Source organism: Streptomyces noursei (assembly GCF_016917755.1).
Taxonomy (GTDB): domain Bacteria; phylum Actinomycetota; class Actinomycetes; order Streptomycetales; family Streptomycetaceae; genus Streptomyces; species Streptomyces yunnanensis.
This window is the reverse complement of record NZ_CP070326.1, coordinates 4,700,129-4,716,280: the sequence shown is the minus strand read 5'-3', so window position 1 is coordinate 4,716,280 and position 16,152 is coordinate 4,700,129. Positions and strand designations below refer to the sequence as shown.

The following is a 16,152-nucleotide window of genomic DNA, read 5'->3' as shown; positions in this document are numbered from 1 at the left end:
GTTTCACGTGAAACGGCCGGTGACAGACAGAGATGGTGGGAGGCGACCCGATGGCTGCGTCGATGGATGCCGGCCTCAAGCGCGAGCTGGAGGCCAAGGTCCACGCCGGCGAACGGCTGACCCGCGAGGACGGAATCGCCCTCTACGAGTCCGACGACCTGGCGTGGCTGGGTGGCCTGGCCCACGAGGTGCGGACCCGCAAGAACGGCGACGCGGTCCACTTCAACGTCAACCGTCACCTCAACATGACGAACGTGTGCACCGCGTCCTGCGCGTACTGCTCGTTCCAGCGCAAGCCGGGCGAGAAGGATGCGTACACGATGCGCATCGAGGAGGCCGTCCGCCTCGCCAAGGCGATGGAGAACGACAACCTCACCGAGCTGCACATCGTCAACGGCCTGCACCCGACCCTGCCATGGCGCTACTACCCGCGCTCGCTGCGGGAGTTGAAGAAGGCGCTGCCGAACGTCTCGCTCAAGGCGTTCACCGCCACCGAGATCCACCACTTCGAGACCATCTCCGGCCTGTCCGCCTCCGAGATCCTCGACGAGCTGATCGACGCCGGCCTGGAGTCGCTGACCGGCGGCGGCGCCGAGATCTTCGACTGGGAGGTCCGGCAGCACATCGTCGACCACCGGACCCACTGGGAAGACTGGTCGCGGATCCACCGCCTCGCCCACGAAAAGGGCCTGAAGACCCCCTGCACCATGCTCTACGGGCACATCGAGGAGCCCCGCCACCGCGTCGACCACGTCCTGCGGCTCCGCGAGCTCCAGGACGAGACCGGCGGCTTCCAGGTCTTCATCCCGCTGCGGTACCAGCACGACTTCGTGGACATGCAGGACGGCAAGGTCCGCAACAAGCTCCAGGCGCGGACCACGATGGCCAGCGGCGCCGAGGCCCTGAAGACCTTCGCCGTCTCCCGGCTCCTCTTCGACAACATCCCGCACGTCAAGGTCTTCTGGGTGATGCACGGCGTGCAGACCGCCCAGCTCGCCCTGCAGCACGGCGCGGACGACATGGACGGCTCGGTCGTCGAGTACAAGATCACGCACGACGCCGACAACTACGGCACACCGAACAAGCTCACCCGCGACGACCTGCTGGAGCTGATCCGCGACGCCGGCTTCCGCCCCGTCGAGCGCAACACCCGCTACGAGACCATCCGCGAGTACCCGGGCCCGGACCCGGAGCGCCGCGAGGCCCCGCAGCCGATGCGGGTCTGACGACGACCTCGCCCCTTCCGGGGCCCCCGGTAGGGTCCGCTCCATGAGCGCGCGCTTCGAGCTGGACCCTGCCGTCACCCCGGAAGTCCGGGACGGGATCTGCGCGTTGTGGGCGGACGTCTCCAACGCGGGCGGCGCGGTCGGCTTCGTCCCGCCGGTGACCTCCGCGGACGTCCGCCCCGACCTCGTCCGTCACCTCGCGGCGCTCGCCGAGGGCCGCGAGCGGCTGCTCGTCGGCCGGGACGCCGACGGCCGGATCGTGGCCACCGCGTTCCTCACCCTCAACTGGCACCGCATGTACACCCACTGGCTGTGGGTCTACACGGTGATGGTCCACCCCTCGCTCCAGGGCCGCGGCGTCGGCCGCGCCCTGATGGCCGCGGTCTCCGACGCCGCCCGCGGCATCGACGGCATCGTCGGCCTCCGCCTCACCTGCCGCGGCGGCACCGGCCTGCGCCGCTTCTACGAAGCCTGCGGCTATCGCGAGATCGGCCGCGCCCCCCGCGCGATCAAGCTCGCCGAGGACGACTTCCGGGACGACGTCACGATGTGGCTGGACCTGGTCTGAAGCCGCCTCGTGCCGGGGGTCCGGAAGATCGCCCAGGGTCCTGTGCTTGACTGGACGGAGACCCTTTCGGTTGCCGTTGAGAAGAAGGTCCCGACCGTGAGTAGCCCCAAGTTCGCCACGCTCCGCTACACCGCCCTTCGCATCGGCCTGTTCGCCGCCTGCTTCGCCGTGGTGTGGATGCTGGCGTACTTCCGGATCATCCCCCTCGGCGTCGGCAGCTCCAACGCCATCTGGATGCTCCTCCTCGCCATCGTGATCTCCGCGCCGCTCAGCTTCGTGCTGCTGCGCAAGCAGCGGGACGCGATGTCCGAGCAGATCGTGGCCAGGGTGGACCGCCAGAAGGAGCGTCTCGCGGCCAACCAGAGCATGGAGGACGGGCTGTAAGGTCCGCCCGCCGCCCCTCCGGACTGTAAGACGCGTCACGTCGGCGCGCCGTCCGGCCCCCTTTTCGTCCGGCGCCCGGCCGGTGGAGTCCCAACTCCCCGGAACGGGCGCCCTTTTGTGTATTCCGGCCGTTTTCACGACGGCCCGCCGACCGTCACACCGACCCAAAGATTTTCTTTGGGTTCCTCAAAGTTCAAGTGTTAACGTGCATGTCATGAAGACCGCAGCTGCGCCCTCGACCCCCATGAGCGTCCCGCTCGTGGTGCGCCTGCACGTCGATCTTTGCCGCTGTATGTCCGCGGCCTGTTGCCGCCGCTGACACGTCCCCAGCGGCCGGAGATCCTGCCTGTACGTACGGACCTCCTGGCGCCACTTCACGCCGTCCCGACGCCCCGCGTCCCACGTCTTCCCGTTCCCGGAGTGTGTCCGTTGTCCACGTCTGCCCAGACCCCCGCGCCCGCCGCGGCGCCCCAGACCCCGAAGACCTCCCGAATACCCAAGATCCCGTTCTGGGTGCAGATCCTGGCCGGCCTCGCCCTCGGCGTGCTGCTCGGCTGGGTCGCCAAGAGCGGTGACATCGGCTGGCTCGGCTCCACGCTGGAGCACATCGGCGACCTCTTCGTCCAGCTGCTGAAGCTGGCCGTCGCCCCCCTGGTCTTCTTCGCGATCCTGGTCTCGATCACCAACCTGCGGCAGGTCAACAACGCCGCCCGGCTGGCCACCCGCACCCTGCTGTGGTTCATGGTCACCTCGCTGATCGCGGTGGCGATCGGCCTGGCCATCGGCCTGCTGACGCACCCCGGCGCGGGCACCGGTCTGACGCCCAAGGACGGCAAGCTCCCCCAGCACACCGGCTCCTGGATCGACTTCCTCACCGGCATCGTCCCCACCGACGTCATCACGCCGTTCACCGAGCTCAACGTCCTGCAGATCGTCTTCATCGCGGCCGTCGCCGGCATCGCCGCGCTGCAGCTCGGCGAGAAGGCCGAACCGGTCCTCAAGCTCAGCCGCGCCGCCCTGGAACTGCTCCAGAAGGCCCTGTGGTGGGTCATCCGGCTCGCCCCGATCGGCACCGTCGGCCTCATCGGCCACGCCATCGCCACCTACGGCTGGAACCTCATCGGCAAGTACGCGACCTTCACCGTCGACATCTACGTCGGCTGCGCGCTGGTCCTCTTCGGCGTCTACCCGCTGCTGCTCTCCACCGTCGCCAAGGTCAACCCGATCCAGTTCTTCCGCGGCGCCTGGCCCGCCATCCAGCTGGCCTTCGTCTCCCGCTCCTCGGTCGGCACCATGCCGGTCACCCAGAAGGTCACCGAGCGCCTCGGCGTGCCCAAGGAGTACGCCTCCTTCGCGGTGCCGTTCGGCTCGACGACCAAGATGGACGGCTGCGCCTCGATCTACCCGGCGATCGCCGCGATCTTCATCGCCCAGATCTTCAACGTCCACCTCAGCATCGCCGACTACGTCCTGATCGCCTTCGTCTCGGTCATCGGCTCCGCCGCCACCGCCGGCCTCACCGGCGCCACGGTCATGCTGACCCTGACCCTCTCGACGCTGGGCCTGCCCCTGGAGGGCGTCGGCCTGCTGATGGCCATCGACCCGATCCTGGACATGATGCGGACCGCCACCAACGTCGCCGGCCAATCGGTCATCCCGATCCTGGTCTCCGCCCGGGAGAAGATCCTGGACCGCGACGCCTACGCCGGCGCCACCAGCATCCGCATCGGCGAGACGGAGCCGGTGGCCGCCGCCGAGCCGGCCGCCGCCTGACACCGCCCGCCGGGGCCCCGCCCCTGGTGCGCCGCAGCGCCCCCGCAGCCCGTACGAGGCTGCGGGGGCGCGCTCGCGTCCGGGCGGGGCCGGCGCGGCGGCTCAGCGGGCGCCCGTCGCCGCCCCGTGCGCCGCGCCGGTGTGCGCCAGGATCGCCTCCGCCAGCGGTCGGTGGACCTCCGGCGGCAGCGCGTGCCCCATCCCCGGGATCTCCACCACCTCCGCACCCCTGATCGCCTGCGCGAGATGCTGCGGATGCGGTGGCGGGAAGACCGGCTCCGCCGGCCCGGAGAGCACCAGCGTGGGCACCTCGTTCCGCGCCAGCTCCTCGGTGCGCAGCATCCCGCCGTCGTCGGCGCGCCCGTGGGCGGTGCTCGGGCGGTAGTGCCCGGTGTGTGCGACGACCCGCCGTTCCAGCGCGCGGTAGTACGCCGCGTCGAACGGCAGCCGGTCACCGGCGAGCACCCGCCAGTGCTCGACCCGGCGCTCGATCTCGGCCTGCTCGCCGTGGTCCGCCACCGGACGGGCCCACATCTCCAGTACCTCCGGTGCGATGCCCGGCAGCTCCGCCACGGGGACGGTGCCGCCGTCGGGCCGGGTGTACGGGGCGGTGCTGAGCGCGCAGGTGCCCATCAGGGTGGCGCTGAGCAGCCGCTCCGGGTGGTCGGCGAGGACCATCTGGGCCAGCATGCCGCCCAGCGACATCCCCACCAGGTGTGCGCGGGCGACGCCGAGCCCGTCGAGCACGGCGCTCACATCGTCGGCGAGGTCCGCGATCCGGTACGGCCGGTCCTCGAACGACCAGGTGGAGCGGCCGGTGTCGCGATGGTCGTAGCGGATCACCCGGTGTCGTGCGGCCAACGCGTCCACCAGCGGCTCCGGCCAGCCGACGCCGGTGGCCTGCGCGCCCATGACCAGCAACAGCGGCGGCGCGTCGGCGGGCCCGCGCTGCTCCGTCCACAGCCGGATGCCCGGCGCGGCGTCGACGAAGCGCTCCTCGATCCCTGTTCCTCGCTGCGGCATGCGCGGCCCCCATTTCGTATACGGTCAACGGAACGGACCGTATCGTCTCGTCATGTCTCACATCATGTCAAGCGACCGGGCGAGGAGGGCGAAGATCGTAAACTTACTTTGCGGTAAATGCCGCAAAGGGGCGGGGTGATGGAGGGTTTTCAGGGTGGGTGCTGCCAAGAGCAAGCGGGTGCCGCGCGCGGTCCGGGAGCGGCAGATGATGGACGCGGCGGTGCGGACGTTCGCGCGGCGCGGGTACCGGGCGGCCTCCATGGACGAGATCGCCGAACTCGCGGGCGTCTCCAAGCCCCTGGTCTACCTCTACCTCAACTCCAAGGAGGAGCTCTTCAGCGCGGTCATCCGGCGTGAGGCCGCGGCCCTGGTGGCGGCCGTGACCGCGGCCGTGGAAAAGGACGCCGCCGCCGACCGCCAACTCTGGTGCGGCCTGACCGGCTTCTTCGCGCACACCGCCGAACACCCCGAAGGCTGGGCGGTGTTGCACCAGCAGGCGCGCACGCAGGGGGAGCCGTTCGCGAACGAGGTGGCCGCGATGCGGGCGGAGATCGTGCGGTTCGTCGCCGGTCTGATCGGTGCCGCCGCGAAGGAGGCGGGGTGCGCCGGCGAGTTGGCCGACCGCGAGGTCGCGGGCCTGGCGCACGCCCTCGTCGGCGCCGCCGAATCGCTCGCCGAGTGGGCCAACGCCTGTGCCGCCGAGGGCACTTCGGCCCTGGGGGCCATCGGCGAACGCGAACGGCCGACGGCCAAGGACGCCGCCGGCACCCTGATGAACTTCGCCTGGGCCGGCCTGGGCCGCCTCATGCACGGCGAGCGCTGGACCCCGGCCTGACCGGACCGGCGGGGGTGTGTCACGCCCCGGCCGCCGAGGAAATCCGTGCACGGGCATTGGCCGGCGCCCGTACCTGGGCGTAAATTTACCGCGCAGTAAGGTTACCGTCGGGTCAGTGCCGAAAGGGGCTGGCACCTTGCCGCCTCCGCCGCGTTCCGCTGCCGCGCCGTCGGGCCTCCCGCGCCGGGTGGGCGGGGCCCGTGCCCGGCCGTGCGACCGCACGGGCCGTGCTCGCGCAGCCGGTCGGCACCCGCCGGCCGTGGGCGGGACCGACGGAGCCCCCGCGGCGCGCGAGCCGACACCCCACCACGCCGCGGCCGACGACGGGAGACGGCCACAAGCCACCCCTCCCGGCCGCCCCGGCGCGCGACCGCCCGCCCCCACAGGGCCCGGCGGAAGAGGAAGCGCCACCCCGCCCCGCCCCGCCCCTTTCCCCCCGCAACACCAGCGCGCAACACCGAGGAGCCGCTCGTGTTCAACCAGCCCAGCGCACCCCCGAACGCGCACGCCCCCGCCACCGCTCCCCAACTCGCCCCGCCCCGCACGATGTTGGTCGACGGAGCCGTCCGCGAGGTCTCCGTCCCCCCGCTGGCCCCACCCGTCCGCACCGGCTCGCTCGGCGACATCCCCTTCACCAACGCCGCCGAGGCCCCGCACGAGACCGTCCTCTCCCGCAAGCGGCCCGACGGCACCTGGCGCGACGTCACCGCCGCCGCCTTCGCCGCCGAGGTCCGCGCCGTCGCCAAGGGCCTGATCGCGCACGGCCTCCGCCCCGGCGACCGGCTCGCGATCATGGCGCGCACCACCTACGAGTGGACCCTCCTCGACTTCGCCGCCTGGGCCGCCGGCCTGGTCACCGTCCCCCTCTACCCGACCTCCTCGGCCCACCAGGCGCAGTGGATCCTGCACGACTCCACGGCCCGTGCCTGCGCCGTCGAGGGCGTCGACGAGGCCCGCCTGATCAGCCAGATCCGCGGCCAACTCCCCGCCCTCGACCACCTCTGGCAGTTCAGCACCGGTGCCATCGGCCACCTCGTCGACGCCGGCCGGGACCTCCCCGACGAGGTCGTGGACGAACGCCGCGCCACCCTCACCCCCCATGTGCTGGCCACCCTCGTCTACACCTCCGGCACCACCGGCAACCCCAAGGGCTGCGCCCTCACCCACGCCAACTTCTTCGCCGAGGTCGACAACGCCATCGCCCTCCTCCACCCCGTCTTCACCTCGGTCAGCGACGAGCCCGCCGCCACCCTCCTCTTCCTGCCCCTCTCGCACGTCTTCGGCCGCATGGTCGCCGTCGGCTGCCTGCGCGCCCGGGTCCGCCTCGGCCACGCCCCCAGCATCCGGACCGACGAGCTCCTCGCCGACCTCGCCGCCTTCCGGCCCACCTTCCTCCTCGCCATCCCCTACGTCCTGGAGAAGGTCTTCAACACCGGCCGCGCCACCGCCGAGAAGATGGGCCGGGCCGCCTCCTTCGACCGCGCCGTCCGCATCGCCCGCTCCTACGGCGAGGCCGTCGAGGCCAGGGAACACGGGACCGGCCCCGGCCCCGGCGTCGCCCTCAAGGCCGCCCGCAAGCTCTACGACCCGCTCGTCTACCGCCGGATCCGCGCCGCCCTCGGCGGCAGGGTCCGCTACGCGATCTGCGGCGGTTCACCGCTGGGCCACCGCCTCGCCGCCTTCTACTCCGGCGCCGGCATCGAGATCTTCGAGGGCTACGGCCTGACGGAGACCACCGCCGCGAGCACCATCACCCCGCCCCTGCGCCCCCGGATCGGCACGGTCGGCTGGCCGCTCCCCGGCAGCGCGGTCCGGATCGCCGACGACGGCGAGATCCTGCTCCGCGGCCCCCATGTCTTCACGGGCTACTGGGACGCCGCCGCCGACGCCGCCGCCCCGGCCGCCGACCAGGACGGTTGGCTGGCCACCGGCGACCTCGGCGCCCTCGACGCCGACGGCTACCTCACCATCACCGGCCGCAAGAAGGAGATCATCGTGACCAGCGGGGGCAAGAACGTCGCCCCCGCGCCCCTGGAGGACCGCCTGCGCGCGCACCCCCTCGTAGGCCAGTGCATGGTCATCGGGGACAACCGGCCCTACGTCACCGCCCTGCTCACCCTGGAGCCCGACGGCCTCGCCCACTGGCGTCATATGGCCAGGAAACAGGACGTACCGCTCGCCGAACTCGTCCACGACGAGCGGCTCCTCGCCGACCTCCAGCACGCCGTCGACGACGCCAATGAGCTGGTCTCCCGCGCCGAGTCCATCCGCCGCTTCGCCGTCCTCCCCGCGGAGTTCACCGAGCAGACCGGCCATCTCACGCCGTCCCTCAAGCTCCGCCGCGCCGTCGTCGCCCGCGACTTCGCCAGCGAGATAGCACAGCTTTACCAAACGTAGAGCAAGGGAGTGATTCCGGCTCTGGAGCCGCGGCCCTCCGCGCGTCAAACTGGAACCCCCGTGTCACCTCTGTGGGGGAGGTGGCACGGGGTCTTCCTGCTATGCCGTGCCCCGGTCTCACCGCGGGCCCGGCCTCATCGTGGGGGTAAGGCCACCGCCGTCTGCATCTGGCATGAATTGCACCAGAACGCCCATCCGTTGGCGTCCACGGACCGCGAACCGCACGCCAGGCACGGGTCGCCGACGAAGCTCGCCGCCACCCACGCACCGGCCGACGCGGCCCGTCGCCCCGCCGCCGCCCGCTCCTCCGCGAAGCAGGGAATGCACACCCCGCCCTCCCGGCCGGGCAGTTTCATCGGCCGCAGCCCGCAGGCGGCGCACGGGAGTCTGCCGACGTACTGCGCATCGAGGCCGACCGGCTTGCCGTTTCTGCTGAAGGCCGCCATGGGTTGCGTCCGCCTCCTCTATGCCAGGACGGTTCCGGTGCCGGCGCAGCCGGAGCACTGCGTGGTGACCTTGTGGCCGCCAGGGGTCTCCCACTCGACGGTGCCCGCGCCACCGCAATCGGGGCAGGGCTTCTGCGGCGGCATGTCCTCGCTCATTCTGCCCACGGTAGAACCTCCCATGTGGCCATGTGACCACTTTCCGTGATCGCGCCCGTCGCCCTCGCCGCCACCGGGCGCGGCCTTCCCGGTTCGACCACAGGTGCGGTTTATCCGGCCCCGCCCGCATGCGGGGAGCGGTCGCCGCTCCCGGCGCGCCCGCGGACCGTGCGGGGCGGGGAGTCCGCAGGCCAGGACGGCGCACCCGGGCGGCGCGGCGCCCACGGCGGCGGTCCTCGGGAGGAATTGGGGAAGATTTCCGGGCCGGCGAATCGTCGGAATGCACAATCCGCTGTTCCCGATCTTCCGGCGGGCGTGCGGATTTCCGGGGCGTTCCCGCTGCGGGGAATTATGCGTTCCGTTCCCGCTGCGGGATGTTCGCGGGCGGGCCTCCGGGGCGGCCGCCGGACCGGAAGGGGGGCGGCGCCGGGCGGCGGTCGCGCCGCGCCGTGCGCCGCTCCACGGCCGGGTACGACGGGATATTCACCTGGTATTCATTTTTCCGGGCGGGCGGGAGCGGAAAAGTGCGGCCGGCGGAGAGCTGTACGAAAGGCTGTACAAAAGGCAGGAGCCCCATCCTCCGCCCGAAGACGGAAGTGGGGCTCCTTGGGTGCTACTGGTCAATCAGAGGAGAAAGACCAGAGCGGGCAACTCAAACCGGCGTAACGTTCTCCGCCTGCGGGCCCTTCGGACCCTGCGTGACGTCGAAGTTGACCTGCTGGTTCTCCTCCAGGGAGCGGAAGCCAGAGGCGTTGATCGCCGAGTAGTGGACGAAGACATCCGGGCCGCCGCCGTCCTGGGCGATGAAGCCGAAGCCCTTTTCAGCGTTGAACCACTTGACGGTTCCGGTAGCCATAAGCCCTCCTTGGGCCAAAGGGTTGCCCTGCTCCAGAACCTGCAAAGAAGTCTGAAAACTACAAAAGCCTGCGGGTCACATGCTCCGCAGGCTCTGTACTGCAAGGGAAACCAAACTGCAACTTGGCCTGAGCCTAGCACGGTGGGCTCCGGAGGTGGAAGAGCCAAAGATCACGTTTGGCGGGGAGAGGGAAAGGCCACAGCGGGGCCCCGGCGTCCGGCGCCGAGGTCGGCGGGTCTAGCCTCCGCATGTGGACAATTCAACCTTTGGAGACGCACCCGCGGGAGCCGACGCAGACCACCGTCGCAGCCGGCCGCGAGTGGGCCACATCCAGTTCCTGAACTGCCTGCCCCTTTACTGGGGCCTGGCCCGTACGGGCACCCTCCTCGACCTGGACCTCACCAAGGACACCCCCGAGAAGCTCAGCGAGCGGCTGGTGCGCGGGGAGCTCGACATCGCGCCGATCACGCTCGTCGAATTCCTGCGGGCCGCCGACGACCTCGTCGCCTTCCCCGACCTCGCGGTCGGCTGCGACGGCCCGGTGATGTCCTGCGTGATCGTCTCGCAGAAGCCGCTGGAGCAGCTGGACGGTGCCCGGGTCGCCCTCGGGTCCACCTCGCGGACCTCCGTCCGGCTGGCGCAGCTGCTGCTCGCCGAGAAGATCGGGGTGCGGCCCGACTACTTCACCTGCCCGCCGGACCTCGGGCTGATGATGCAGGAGGCCGACGCGGCGGTCCTGATCGGCGACGCCGCGCTCCGCGCCAACCTGCACGACGCACCCACGCTGGGCCTGGACGTCCACGACCTGGGCCAGATGTGGAAGGACTGGACGGGGCTCCCGTTCGTCTTCGCGGTCTGGGCGGCCCGGCGCGACTACCTGGAGCGCGAGCCGGAGGTGGTCCAGCAGGTGCACGAGGCGTTCCTGGCCTCCCGCGACCTGTCGCTGGAGGAGGTCGGCAAGGTCGCCGAGCAGGCCGCCCGCTGGGAGCACTTCGACGAGCAGGTGCTGGAGCGGTACTTCACCACGCTGGACTTCCGGTTCGGGCCGGACCAGCTGCGCGGCGTCACCGAGTTCGCCCGGCGGGTGGGCCCGACCACCGGGTTCCCGGCCGACGTGGCGGTGGAACTGCTGCCGGCGGCTGCCGGCGCCCGGGCGTAGCGGCGCGTGGCCGGCGGCCCGGGCGTCCCTCGCCCGGGCGCCGGACCGCCTGCCTACGGCGTCGGCGTCGGGCCGCGGAGGACCCGGCTGATGGCCTCCAGGCTCGCGTCCCGCATCCCGCGGAGATAGCTCCGGGCGTTGTGGCCGCCGTCCTCGATGACGTGCAGGCGGGCGTGGACCGGCCCCTTGGCGTACCGCTGGACGAAGCGCTCCAGGTTGGCCCGGCCGCCCTCCTGCGTGCCGATCTGGAACTGCACGTAGACGTCGGGGGCGCCGGGGCGGGCGGCCAGCCGCTGCGCCAGCCGCTCCGGGTCGTTCGCCCGCATCTCCGCCCGGTGGCCGCGCCACAGGGGCGAGTCCGGGCGGGTGTCCGGGCCGCTGGCGATCACCGCCTTGAAGCGGTCCGGATGCTGGAGGACCTGCTTCAGGGCGACGAAACCGCCGGACGAGGAGCCCATGAAGGCCCAGCCGTCGCGGCTGGTGAACGTCCGGAAGTTGGCCTTGACCAGGTCGGGGACGTCGTCGGACATCCAGGTGCCCATCTTCGGCTGCCCGGGGATGTCGCTGCCGTCGTAGTAGCGCTTGGTGGGGTTGAGGACCGGCATCACGACGAGGAACGGCCGACTGCGCCCCAGGGCCACCAGATCGCTGACGGTCTGCTGGAGCTTGTGGCCGGTGGCCGACCAGTAGTTGCTGGGGAAGCCGTAGCTGCCCGGTAGGGCGATCAGGACCGGGAAGGCACTGTTGCGGTAGCGGTCCTCGTAGTACTCCTTGGGCGCCCAGACCCACACCTTCCCGGTGAAGCCGGATTTCTTGCCGTGCAGGGTGGTGACGCCGATCTTCGTGCCGTCGCTGAGCGTGGCCGCCGTATGGAACGCGGCCTGCGGGCCGGTCGGCATCCGGACCCCCGCTCCGGCCGCGGACGCCTGCACCGGTCCCGCGGAGCCGTCGGGCAGCGCCTGGCTGAACGACATCGGCTCACCGGTGTCGTTCAGCACGTCCAGGTACTTGACGGTCGGGTAGGCGCACAGGCCGACCACGGCAACCAGGCCGGTGAGGAAGGACATGCGCCACCGGGGGCGGCGGGCCGGCCGCCCCTCCTGTGTCCACCGGGCCGAACGGCCGCGGCCTATGAGGCGCACGCGGCCCCGCAGGCCGCGCCGGCCGCTGCGGTGCTCCCGGCGCGGGTCGTCAGGGCGGTCCCCGGGGGTGTGATGCACGGACGTCTCCCGATGGACGGGCCCTGGGCCAGCGGCCTCGGAGGCGGATGGTCGGCTTGCGCCCTGTTTGATGCGGAAAGCGGGGTGGTGGGTTTCGGGAGCGGGGCATGACCTGGGTCATAAGCTGGATCCGCCGTCAGGAGGGGGAGGCGCCATGGAACCGCTGGCCGACGAGGACCCACGGTCCCTGGGCGGATACCGGCTGCTCGGCCGCTTGGGCGCCGGCGGGATGGGGCGCGTCTATCTGGGGCGCAGCGCCGGTGGGCGGACCGTGGCGGTGAAGGCCGTACACGCCCAGTACGCCGCCGACGACGAGTTCCGGGCCCGCTTCCGGCGCGAGGTCGCCTCGGCACGACGGGTCGGCGGCGCCTGGACCGCGCCCGTTCTGGACGCCGACCCCGACGCCCCCGTCCCCTGGGTCGCCACCGGCTATGTGGCCGGCCCCTCCCTGGCGCGCGCGGTCGCCGACCACGGCCCGCTCGCCGAGCACTCCGTACGGGCCCTGGGCGCCGGACTGGCCGAGGCGCTGACCGCCGTGCACGCGCTGGGCCTCGTCCACCGGGACGTCAAACCCTCCAACGTGCTGCTGACGCTGGACGGGCCGCTGCTGATCGACTTCGGGATCGCGCGGGCCACGGACGGCACCGCCTCACTGACCTCCACCGGGGTCTCGGTCGGCTCGCCCGGCTACATGGCGCCCGAGCAGATCCTCGGCAAGGGGGCGGACGCCGCCGCCGACGTCTTCTCCCTGGGCGCGGTGCTCGCCTTCGCGGCAACCGGGACCGCCCCGTTCACCGGGGACTCGTCCGCCGCGCTGCTCTACAAGGTGGTGCACGAGGAACCCGAGCTCGGTCCGGAACTCGTCGGCGCGCTGCGGGAGTCGGTGGTCGCCTGCCTGGCCAAGGAGCCGGCGCGCCGGCCCGCTCCGGAGGAGGTCGCGGCGCGGCTCGCGGGGGACGCCGGCGGCGCGGCCGGGCTGGTCCGTGCCGGCTGGCTGCCGGGACCCCTGGTCGAGCAGGTCAGCCGACAGGCCGTGGCGCTGCTGAATCTGGACGCGGAAGGGGCCGCGGCCTCCGGAACCGCCGCGTCCGGAATCACCGCCTCCGGAATCACCCCGTCCGGCGGGGGATTCGGGCCGCCGGACCCCTCCTACGGGACGGTGTCCGGACTGATCCCGTTCGATACCCCGGCGCCGAGCGACGGCCCCGTCGCGCAGCCGGGGACCGGCGCACCGACGGGGGCGGGCGCGGCCCCACCGTCCTCCTGGCCGGCGGCCGGCACCTCGTACGGCGCGGCCGCGCCCCCGCCGCCCCCCGTGCCGCCGTCCGTACCCCCGCCGCACGCACCCGCGCCCACGTCGTCGCCCGCGCCTCCGCCGGCGTCCCCGCCCCCGCCCCCGTCCGGCCTCGCCGATCTGCCGACCGGATCGGCCCCGGCTCCGGCCGCCGGCCCCAAGGAGCGGCGGATCGCGCTCACCGGCGCGCTCGGCGGCAAGGAGAAGGACCGGCCCCGGCGGGTGAGCTGCACGCTGGTGCTCTCCGTGGCCGGCGCGCTGGCGGTCGCCACCACTGCCGCGGTGTTCCTGGGCGTGCTCAAGGGGCCGGCGGGAGGCGGCTCCACCGCCGAGCCGCCGGCCGGACACCCCCCGACGGCCCGGCCCTCCGGGCCCGCCGACGGTGCCGGTGGCGTCCCCAAGGGCTTCCTCGGCACCTGGAGCGGCACCGTCACCATGGCGAACGGGATCCCCAACGGCACCATGACCAGCGTCATCAAGACCGGCGACAAGGGCGACGTCGTCGTGCGGACGACGTACGACGTGGTGCTGGTGCGCTGCCAGGCCAAGGCGAAGCTGCTGTCGGCCAACGGCGGCAAGCTGGTCCTCCAGGAGACCCCCGACGGCAATCAGGGGCCGGCCTGTACGGGCAACACCTCCACCGTGACGTACACCCTCGACAAGGACGGCACGCTCGCCTTCACCTCGGACGACAAGCGGGGCGGCACCCCGAAGGCGACCCTGACGAGGAGCGGCGGCTGACGGGCGGAGCCACGGCCGGTCGGACGCGCGGTGCGGCGGGGGCCCGCCGGGAGGGCCGTCGTCGCCCGCCCGCGTACCGGCCCCCGGCAGCGCTGTCGGACCCCTGGCGTACGCTGGTTCAGTCCTTAAGTGCTCGCTGCGCTTGCTGTTTGTCCGCCTCCGAAAGGGACGCCCCGGTGACCGAGAACGCCGACCTCAAGTCTTTTGATGTCACAGCCGTACTCGACCGCGCCGCGCAGGGCGGCCGCATCACGCCGGAGGAGGCGCTCGACCTCTACCGCTCCGCGCCGCTGCACGCGCTGGGCCAGGCCGCCGACGCCGTCCGCCGCCGCCGTTACGCCGGTACGGAGCACATCGCGACGTACATCATCGAGCGCAACATCAACTACACCAACGTCTGTGTGACGGCCTGCAAGTTCTGCGCCTTCTACGCCGCGCCCAAGGACACCGAGAAGGGCTGGACCCGCGACCTCGACGACATCCTGCGGCGCTGCGCGGAGACCGTCGAACTGGGTGGCACCCAGATCATGTTCCAGGGCGGCCACCACCCGGACTACGGCGTCGAGTACTACGAGAAGCACTTCTCGGCCATCAAGAAGGAATTCCCGCAGCTGGTCATCCACTCCCTCGGCGCTTCCGAGGTCGAGCACATGGCCCGGATCAGCGGTGTCCCGGTCGAGGAGGCCATCACCCGGATCCACGCCGCGGGCCTGGACTCCTTCGCCGGCGCCGGTGCCGAGCTGCTGCCCGCCCGCCCCCGCAAGGCCATCGCGCCGCTGAAGGAGTCCGGCGAGCGCTGGCTGGAGATCATGGAGGCGGCCCACAAGCTGGGTGTCGAGTCGACGTCCACGATGCTGATGGGCACCGGCGAGACCAACGCCGAGCGGATCGAGCACCTCCGGATGATCCGCGACGTCCAGGACCGGACGGGCGGCTTCCGCGCCTTCATCCCGTACACCTACCAGCCCGAGAACAACCACCTGAAGGGCCGGACGCAGGCGACCCTCTTCGAGTACCTGCGCATGATCGCCATCGCGCGCCTCTTCCTCGACAACGTCGCCCACATCCAGGGCTCCTGGCTGACCACCGGCAAGGAGATCGGCCAGCTGTCGCTGCACTACGGCGCGGACGACCTCGGTTCGATCATGCTGGAGGAGAACGTGGTCTCCTCGGCCGGCGCCAAGCACCGTTCCAACCGCCAGGAGATCATCGACCTGATCCGCAAGGCGGGCCGCGTCCCGGCGCAGCGCTCCACGACGTACGAGCACCTGGTCGTGCACGACGACCCGGCCAACGACCCGGTCGACGACCGCGTCGTCTCGCACCTCTCCTCGACGGCCATCGAGGGAGGCACCGCCCACCCGGAACTCAAGCTCGTCGAGACCAACTGACCGCCGGGCCAGGGATGTTGACGCTCCATCGGGTACGGGCCGTCCGGCTCGCCCCCGCCGAGGACCCCGAGGGCGCCGAGCCGCTCCCCGGGTACGCGGTCGTCGTCGACGGTGACCGGCTGGCCGCCGTCGGCCCCTACGAGGAACTGCTGGCGGCCTACGGCACGGGGGTCCCCCCTGCGCACGCGGGGTCGGGAGCTCGGGGGAGCATCCGCATCCGGGAGTGGGACGGGACGTTGACCCCCGGCCGTCATGAACCGGACGGCGCGGCGCTGCTGGAGGCCACCTACCACCCCGATCCGCGCGAGGCCGCGGAACTGGGCACGGAGCCGCTGACCGGCGCGGCGCTGGCCGCCCTGCCGATGACCGAGGCCCGCTGGGGCGCCAGCGCCCGGCGCGGCCTCCAGCGCCTGCTCGCCCTCGGCACCACCACGCTGGCCGGGCCCTTCACCCACCCCGCCGTCCGCACCGCCGTCCAGCGTTCCGGCATCCGGCAAACCACCCGGACCTCCCCAGCGTCCCCGGCCCGGGCCGGCGGGGCCGCCGAAGCCCCCGCCCGCTCCCTGGTTCCCGGCGCCCCCGCCGACTTCGCCGTCTTCGCCCCGGACGGCAGCTGCCTGGCCACCGTCCTCGCCGGCCGCCTCGTCCACCGCCGGCGCTGACCCCCGCACGTCGCACCCGCG

Annotated in this window: 15 protein-coding genes; 10 read left to right on the top strand and 5 right to left on the bottom strand. The window is 72.2% G+C overall.

Annotated elements, in window-relative coordinates:
- The first annotated feature begins 62 nt into the window (after positions 1-62).
- From mqnE to JNO44_RS20750, 4 genes are all read left to right on the top strand, one after another.
- On the top strand, positions 63-1,226 hold the full coding sequence (gene mqnE / locus JNO44_RS20765) for an aminofutalosine synthase MqnE (RefSeq protein ID WP_205370132.1): 1,164 nt from the start codon (positions 63-65) through the stop codon (positions 1,224-1,226).
- Between the two features lie 43 nt (positions 1,227-1,269).
- A complete protein-coding gene (locus JNO44_RS20760) occupies positions 1,270-1,794 on the top strand; it encodes a GNAT family N-acetyltransferase (RefSeq protein WP_205365619.1) in 525 nt (174 codons plus the stop codon).
- A 96-nt stretch (positions 1,795-1,890) separates the two neighbouring features.
- Complete coding sequence (locus tag JNO44_RS20755; protein WP_073443212.1) at positions 1,891-2,178, top strand: DUF4229 domain-containing protein; 288 nt, start codon at positions 1,891-1,893, stop codon at positions 2,176-2,178.
- Between the two features lie 429 nt (positions 2,179-2,607).
- A complete protein-coding gene (locus tag JNO44_RS20750) occupies positions 2,608-3,951 on the top strand; it encodes a dicarboxylate/amino acid:cation symporter (protein ID WP_205365618.1) in 1,344 nt (447 codons plus the stop codon).
- Between the two features lie 102 nt (positions 3,952-4,053).
- Here JNO44_RS20750 and JNO44_RS20745 read toward each other — a convergent pair whose 3' ends face one another.
- Positions 4,054-4,974, bottom strand: coding sequence for an alpha/beta fold hydrolase (locus tag JNO44_RS20745; RefSeq protein WP_205365617.1), 921 nt, complete (start codon positions 4,972-4,974; stop codon positions 4,054-4,056).
- Positions 4,975-5,128: 154 nt separating this feature from the next.
- Here JNO44_RS20745 and JNO44_RS20740 point away from each other — a divergent pair, with 154 nt between their 5' ends.
- Together JNO44_RS20740 and JNO44_RS20735 are read left to right on the top strand one after the other, a co-directional pair.
- A complete protein-coding gene (locus tag JNO44_RS20740; protein WP_240167600.1) occupies positions 5,129-5,809 on the top strand; it encodes a TetR/AcrR family transcriptional regulator in 681 nt (226 codons plus the stop codon).
- Positions 5,810-6,355: 546 nt separating this feature from the next.
- Positions 6,356-8,206 (top strand): AMP-dependent synthetase/ligase, encoded by a 1,851-nt coding sequence (locus JNO44_RS20735; RefSeq protein WP_240167982.1) that lies wholly within the window; start codon positions 6,356-6,358, stop codon positions 8,204-8,206.
- Between the two features lie 134 nt (positions 8,207-8,340).
- On the opposite strand, the gene JNO44_RS20730 is transcribed toward JNO44_RS20735, so the two are convergent.
- From JNO44_RS20730 to JNO44_RS20720, 3 genes are all read right to left on the bottom strand, one after another.
- The gene (locus tag JNO44_RS20730) at positions 8,341-8,652 is read right to left on the bottom strand and encodes a hypothetical protein (RefSeq protein ID WP_039635190.1); all 312 of its coding nucleotides are present in this window, start codon (positions 8,650-8,652) and stop codon (positions 8,341-8,343) included.
- Positions 8,653-8,670: 18 nt separating this feature from the next.
- Complete coding sequence (locus tag JNO44_RS20725) at positions 8,671-8,808, bottom strand: hypothetical protein (RefSeq protein ID WP_159030877.1); 138 nt, start codon at positions 8,806-8,808, stop codon at positions 8,671-8,673.
- A gap of 652 nt (positions 8,809-9,460) precedes the next feature.
- Positions 9,461-9,664, bottom strand: a complete 204-nt coding sequence (locus JNO44_RS20720; protein ID WP_003984261.1) for a cold-shock protein — start codon at positions 9,662-9,664, stop codon at positions 9,461-9,463.
- A 250-nt stretch (positions 9,665-9,914) separates the two neighbouring features.
- Here JNO44_RS20720 and JNO44_RS20715 point away from each other — a divergent pair, with 250 nt between their 5' ends.
- A complete protein-coding gene (locus tag JNO44_RS20715) occupies positions 9,915-10,823 on the top strand; it encodes a menaquinone biosynthetic enzyme MqnA/MqnD family protein (protein WP_205365616.1) in 909 nt (302 codons plus the stop codon).
- A 53-nt stretch (positions 10,824-10,876) separates the two neighbouring features.
- Here the strand turns inward: JNO44_RS20715 and JNO44_RS20710 are convergent, their stop codons facing one another.
- On the bottom strand, positions 10,877-12,043 hold the full coding sequence (locus JNO44_RS20710; RefSeq protein ID WP_240167599.1) for an alpha/beta hydrolase: 1,167 nt from the start codon (positions 12,041-12,043) through the stop codon (positions 10,877-10,879).
- A 154-nt stretch (positions 12,044-12,197) separates the two neighbouring features.
- Between JNO44_RS20710 and JNO44_RS20705 the strand changes: the two genes are divergently transcribed.
- The 3 genes from JNO44_RS20705 to JNO44_RS20695 all read left to right on the top strand — a co-directional run bounded on the left by JNO44_RS20705 (position 12,198) and on the right by JNO44_RS20695 (position 16,131).
- Positions 12,198-14,078, top strand: a complete 1,881-nt coding sequence (locus JNO44_RS20705) for a serine/threonine-protein kinase (protein WP_205365615.1) — start codon at positions 12,198-12,200, stop codon at positions 14,076-14,078.
- 176 nt (positions 14,079-14,254) lie between these two features.
- Complete coding sequence (gene mqnC, locus JNO44_RS20700) at positions 14,255-15,469, top strand: cyclic dehypoxanthinyl futalosine synthase (RefSeq protein WP_039635199.1); 1,215 nt, start codon at positions 14,255-14,257, stop codon at positions 15,467-15,469.
- Between the two features lie 14 nt (positions 15,470-15,483).
- Complete coding sequence (locus tag JNO44_RS20695; protein ID WP_205365614.1) at positions 15,484-16,131, top strand: imidazolonepropionase-like domain-containing protein; 648 nt, start codon at positions 15,484-15,486, stop codon at positions 16,129-16,131.
- Positions 16,132-16,152 lie beyond the last annotated feature (21 nt).

Excerpts from the sequence above, each read along its gene's own strand:
- JNO44_RS20725 (WP_159030877.1), bottom strand. The coding sequence starts at position 8,808 with ATGAGCGAGGACATGCCGCCGCAGAAGCCCTGCCCCGATTGCGGTGGC.
- JNO44_RS20705 (WP_205365615.1), top strand. The coding sequence starts at position 12,198 with ATGGAACCGCTGGCCGACGAGGACCCACGGTCCCTGGGCGGATACCGG.
- JNO44_RS20745 (WP_205365617.1), bottom strand. The coding sequence starts at position 4,974 with ATGCCGCAGCGAGGAACAGGGATCGAGGAGCGCTTCGTCGACGCCGCG.
- JNO44_RS20720 (WP_003984261.1), bottom strand. The coding sequence starts at position 9,664 with ATGGCTACCGGAACCGTCAAGTGGTTCAACGCTGAAAAGGGCTTCGGC.
- JNO44_RS20760 (WP_205365619.1), top strand. The coding sequence starts at position 1,270 with ATGAGCGCGCGCTTCGAGCTGGACCCTGCCGTCACCCCGGAAGTCCGG.
- JNO44_RS20735 (WP_240167982.1), top strand. The coding sequence starts at position 6,356 with ATGTTGGTCGACGGAGCCGTCCGCGAGGTCTCCGTCCCCCCGCTGGCC.
- JNO44_RS20730 (WP_039635190.1), bottom strand. The coding sequence starts at position 8,652 with ATGGCGGCCTTCAGCAGAAACGGCAAGCCGGTCGGCCTCGATGCGCAG.
- mqnE (WP_205370132.1), top strand. The coding sequence starts at position 63 with ATGGATGCCGGCCTCAAGCGCGAGCTGGAGGCCAAGGTCCACGCCGGC.
- JNO44_RS20695 (WP_205365614.1), top strand. The coding sequence starts at position 15,484 with ATGTTGACGCTCCATCGGGTACGGGCCGTCCGGCTCGCCCCCGCCGAG.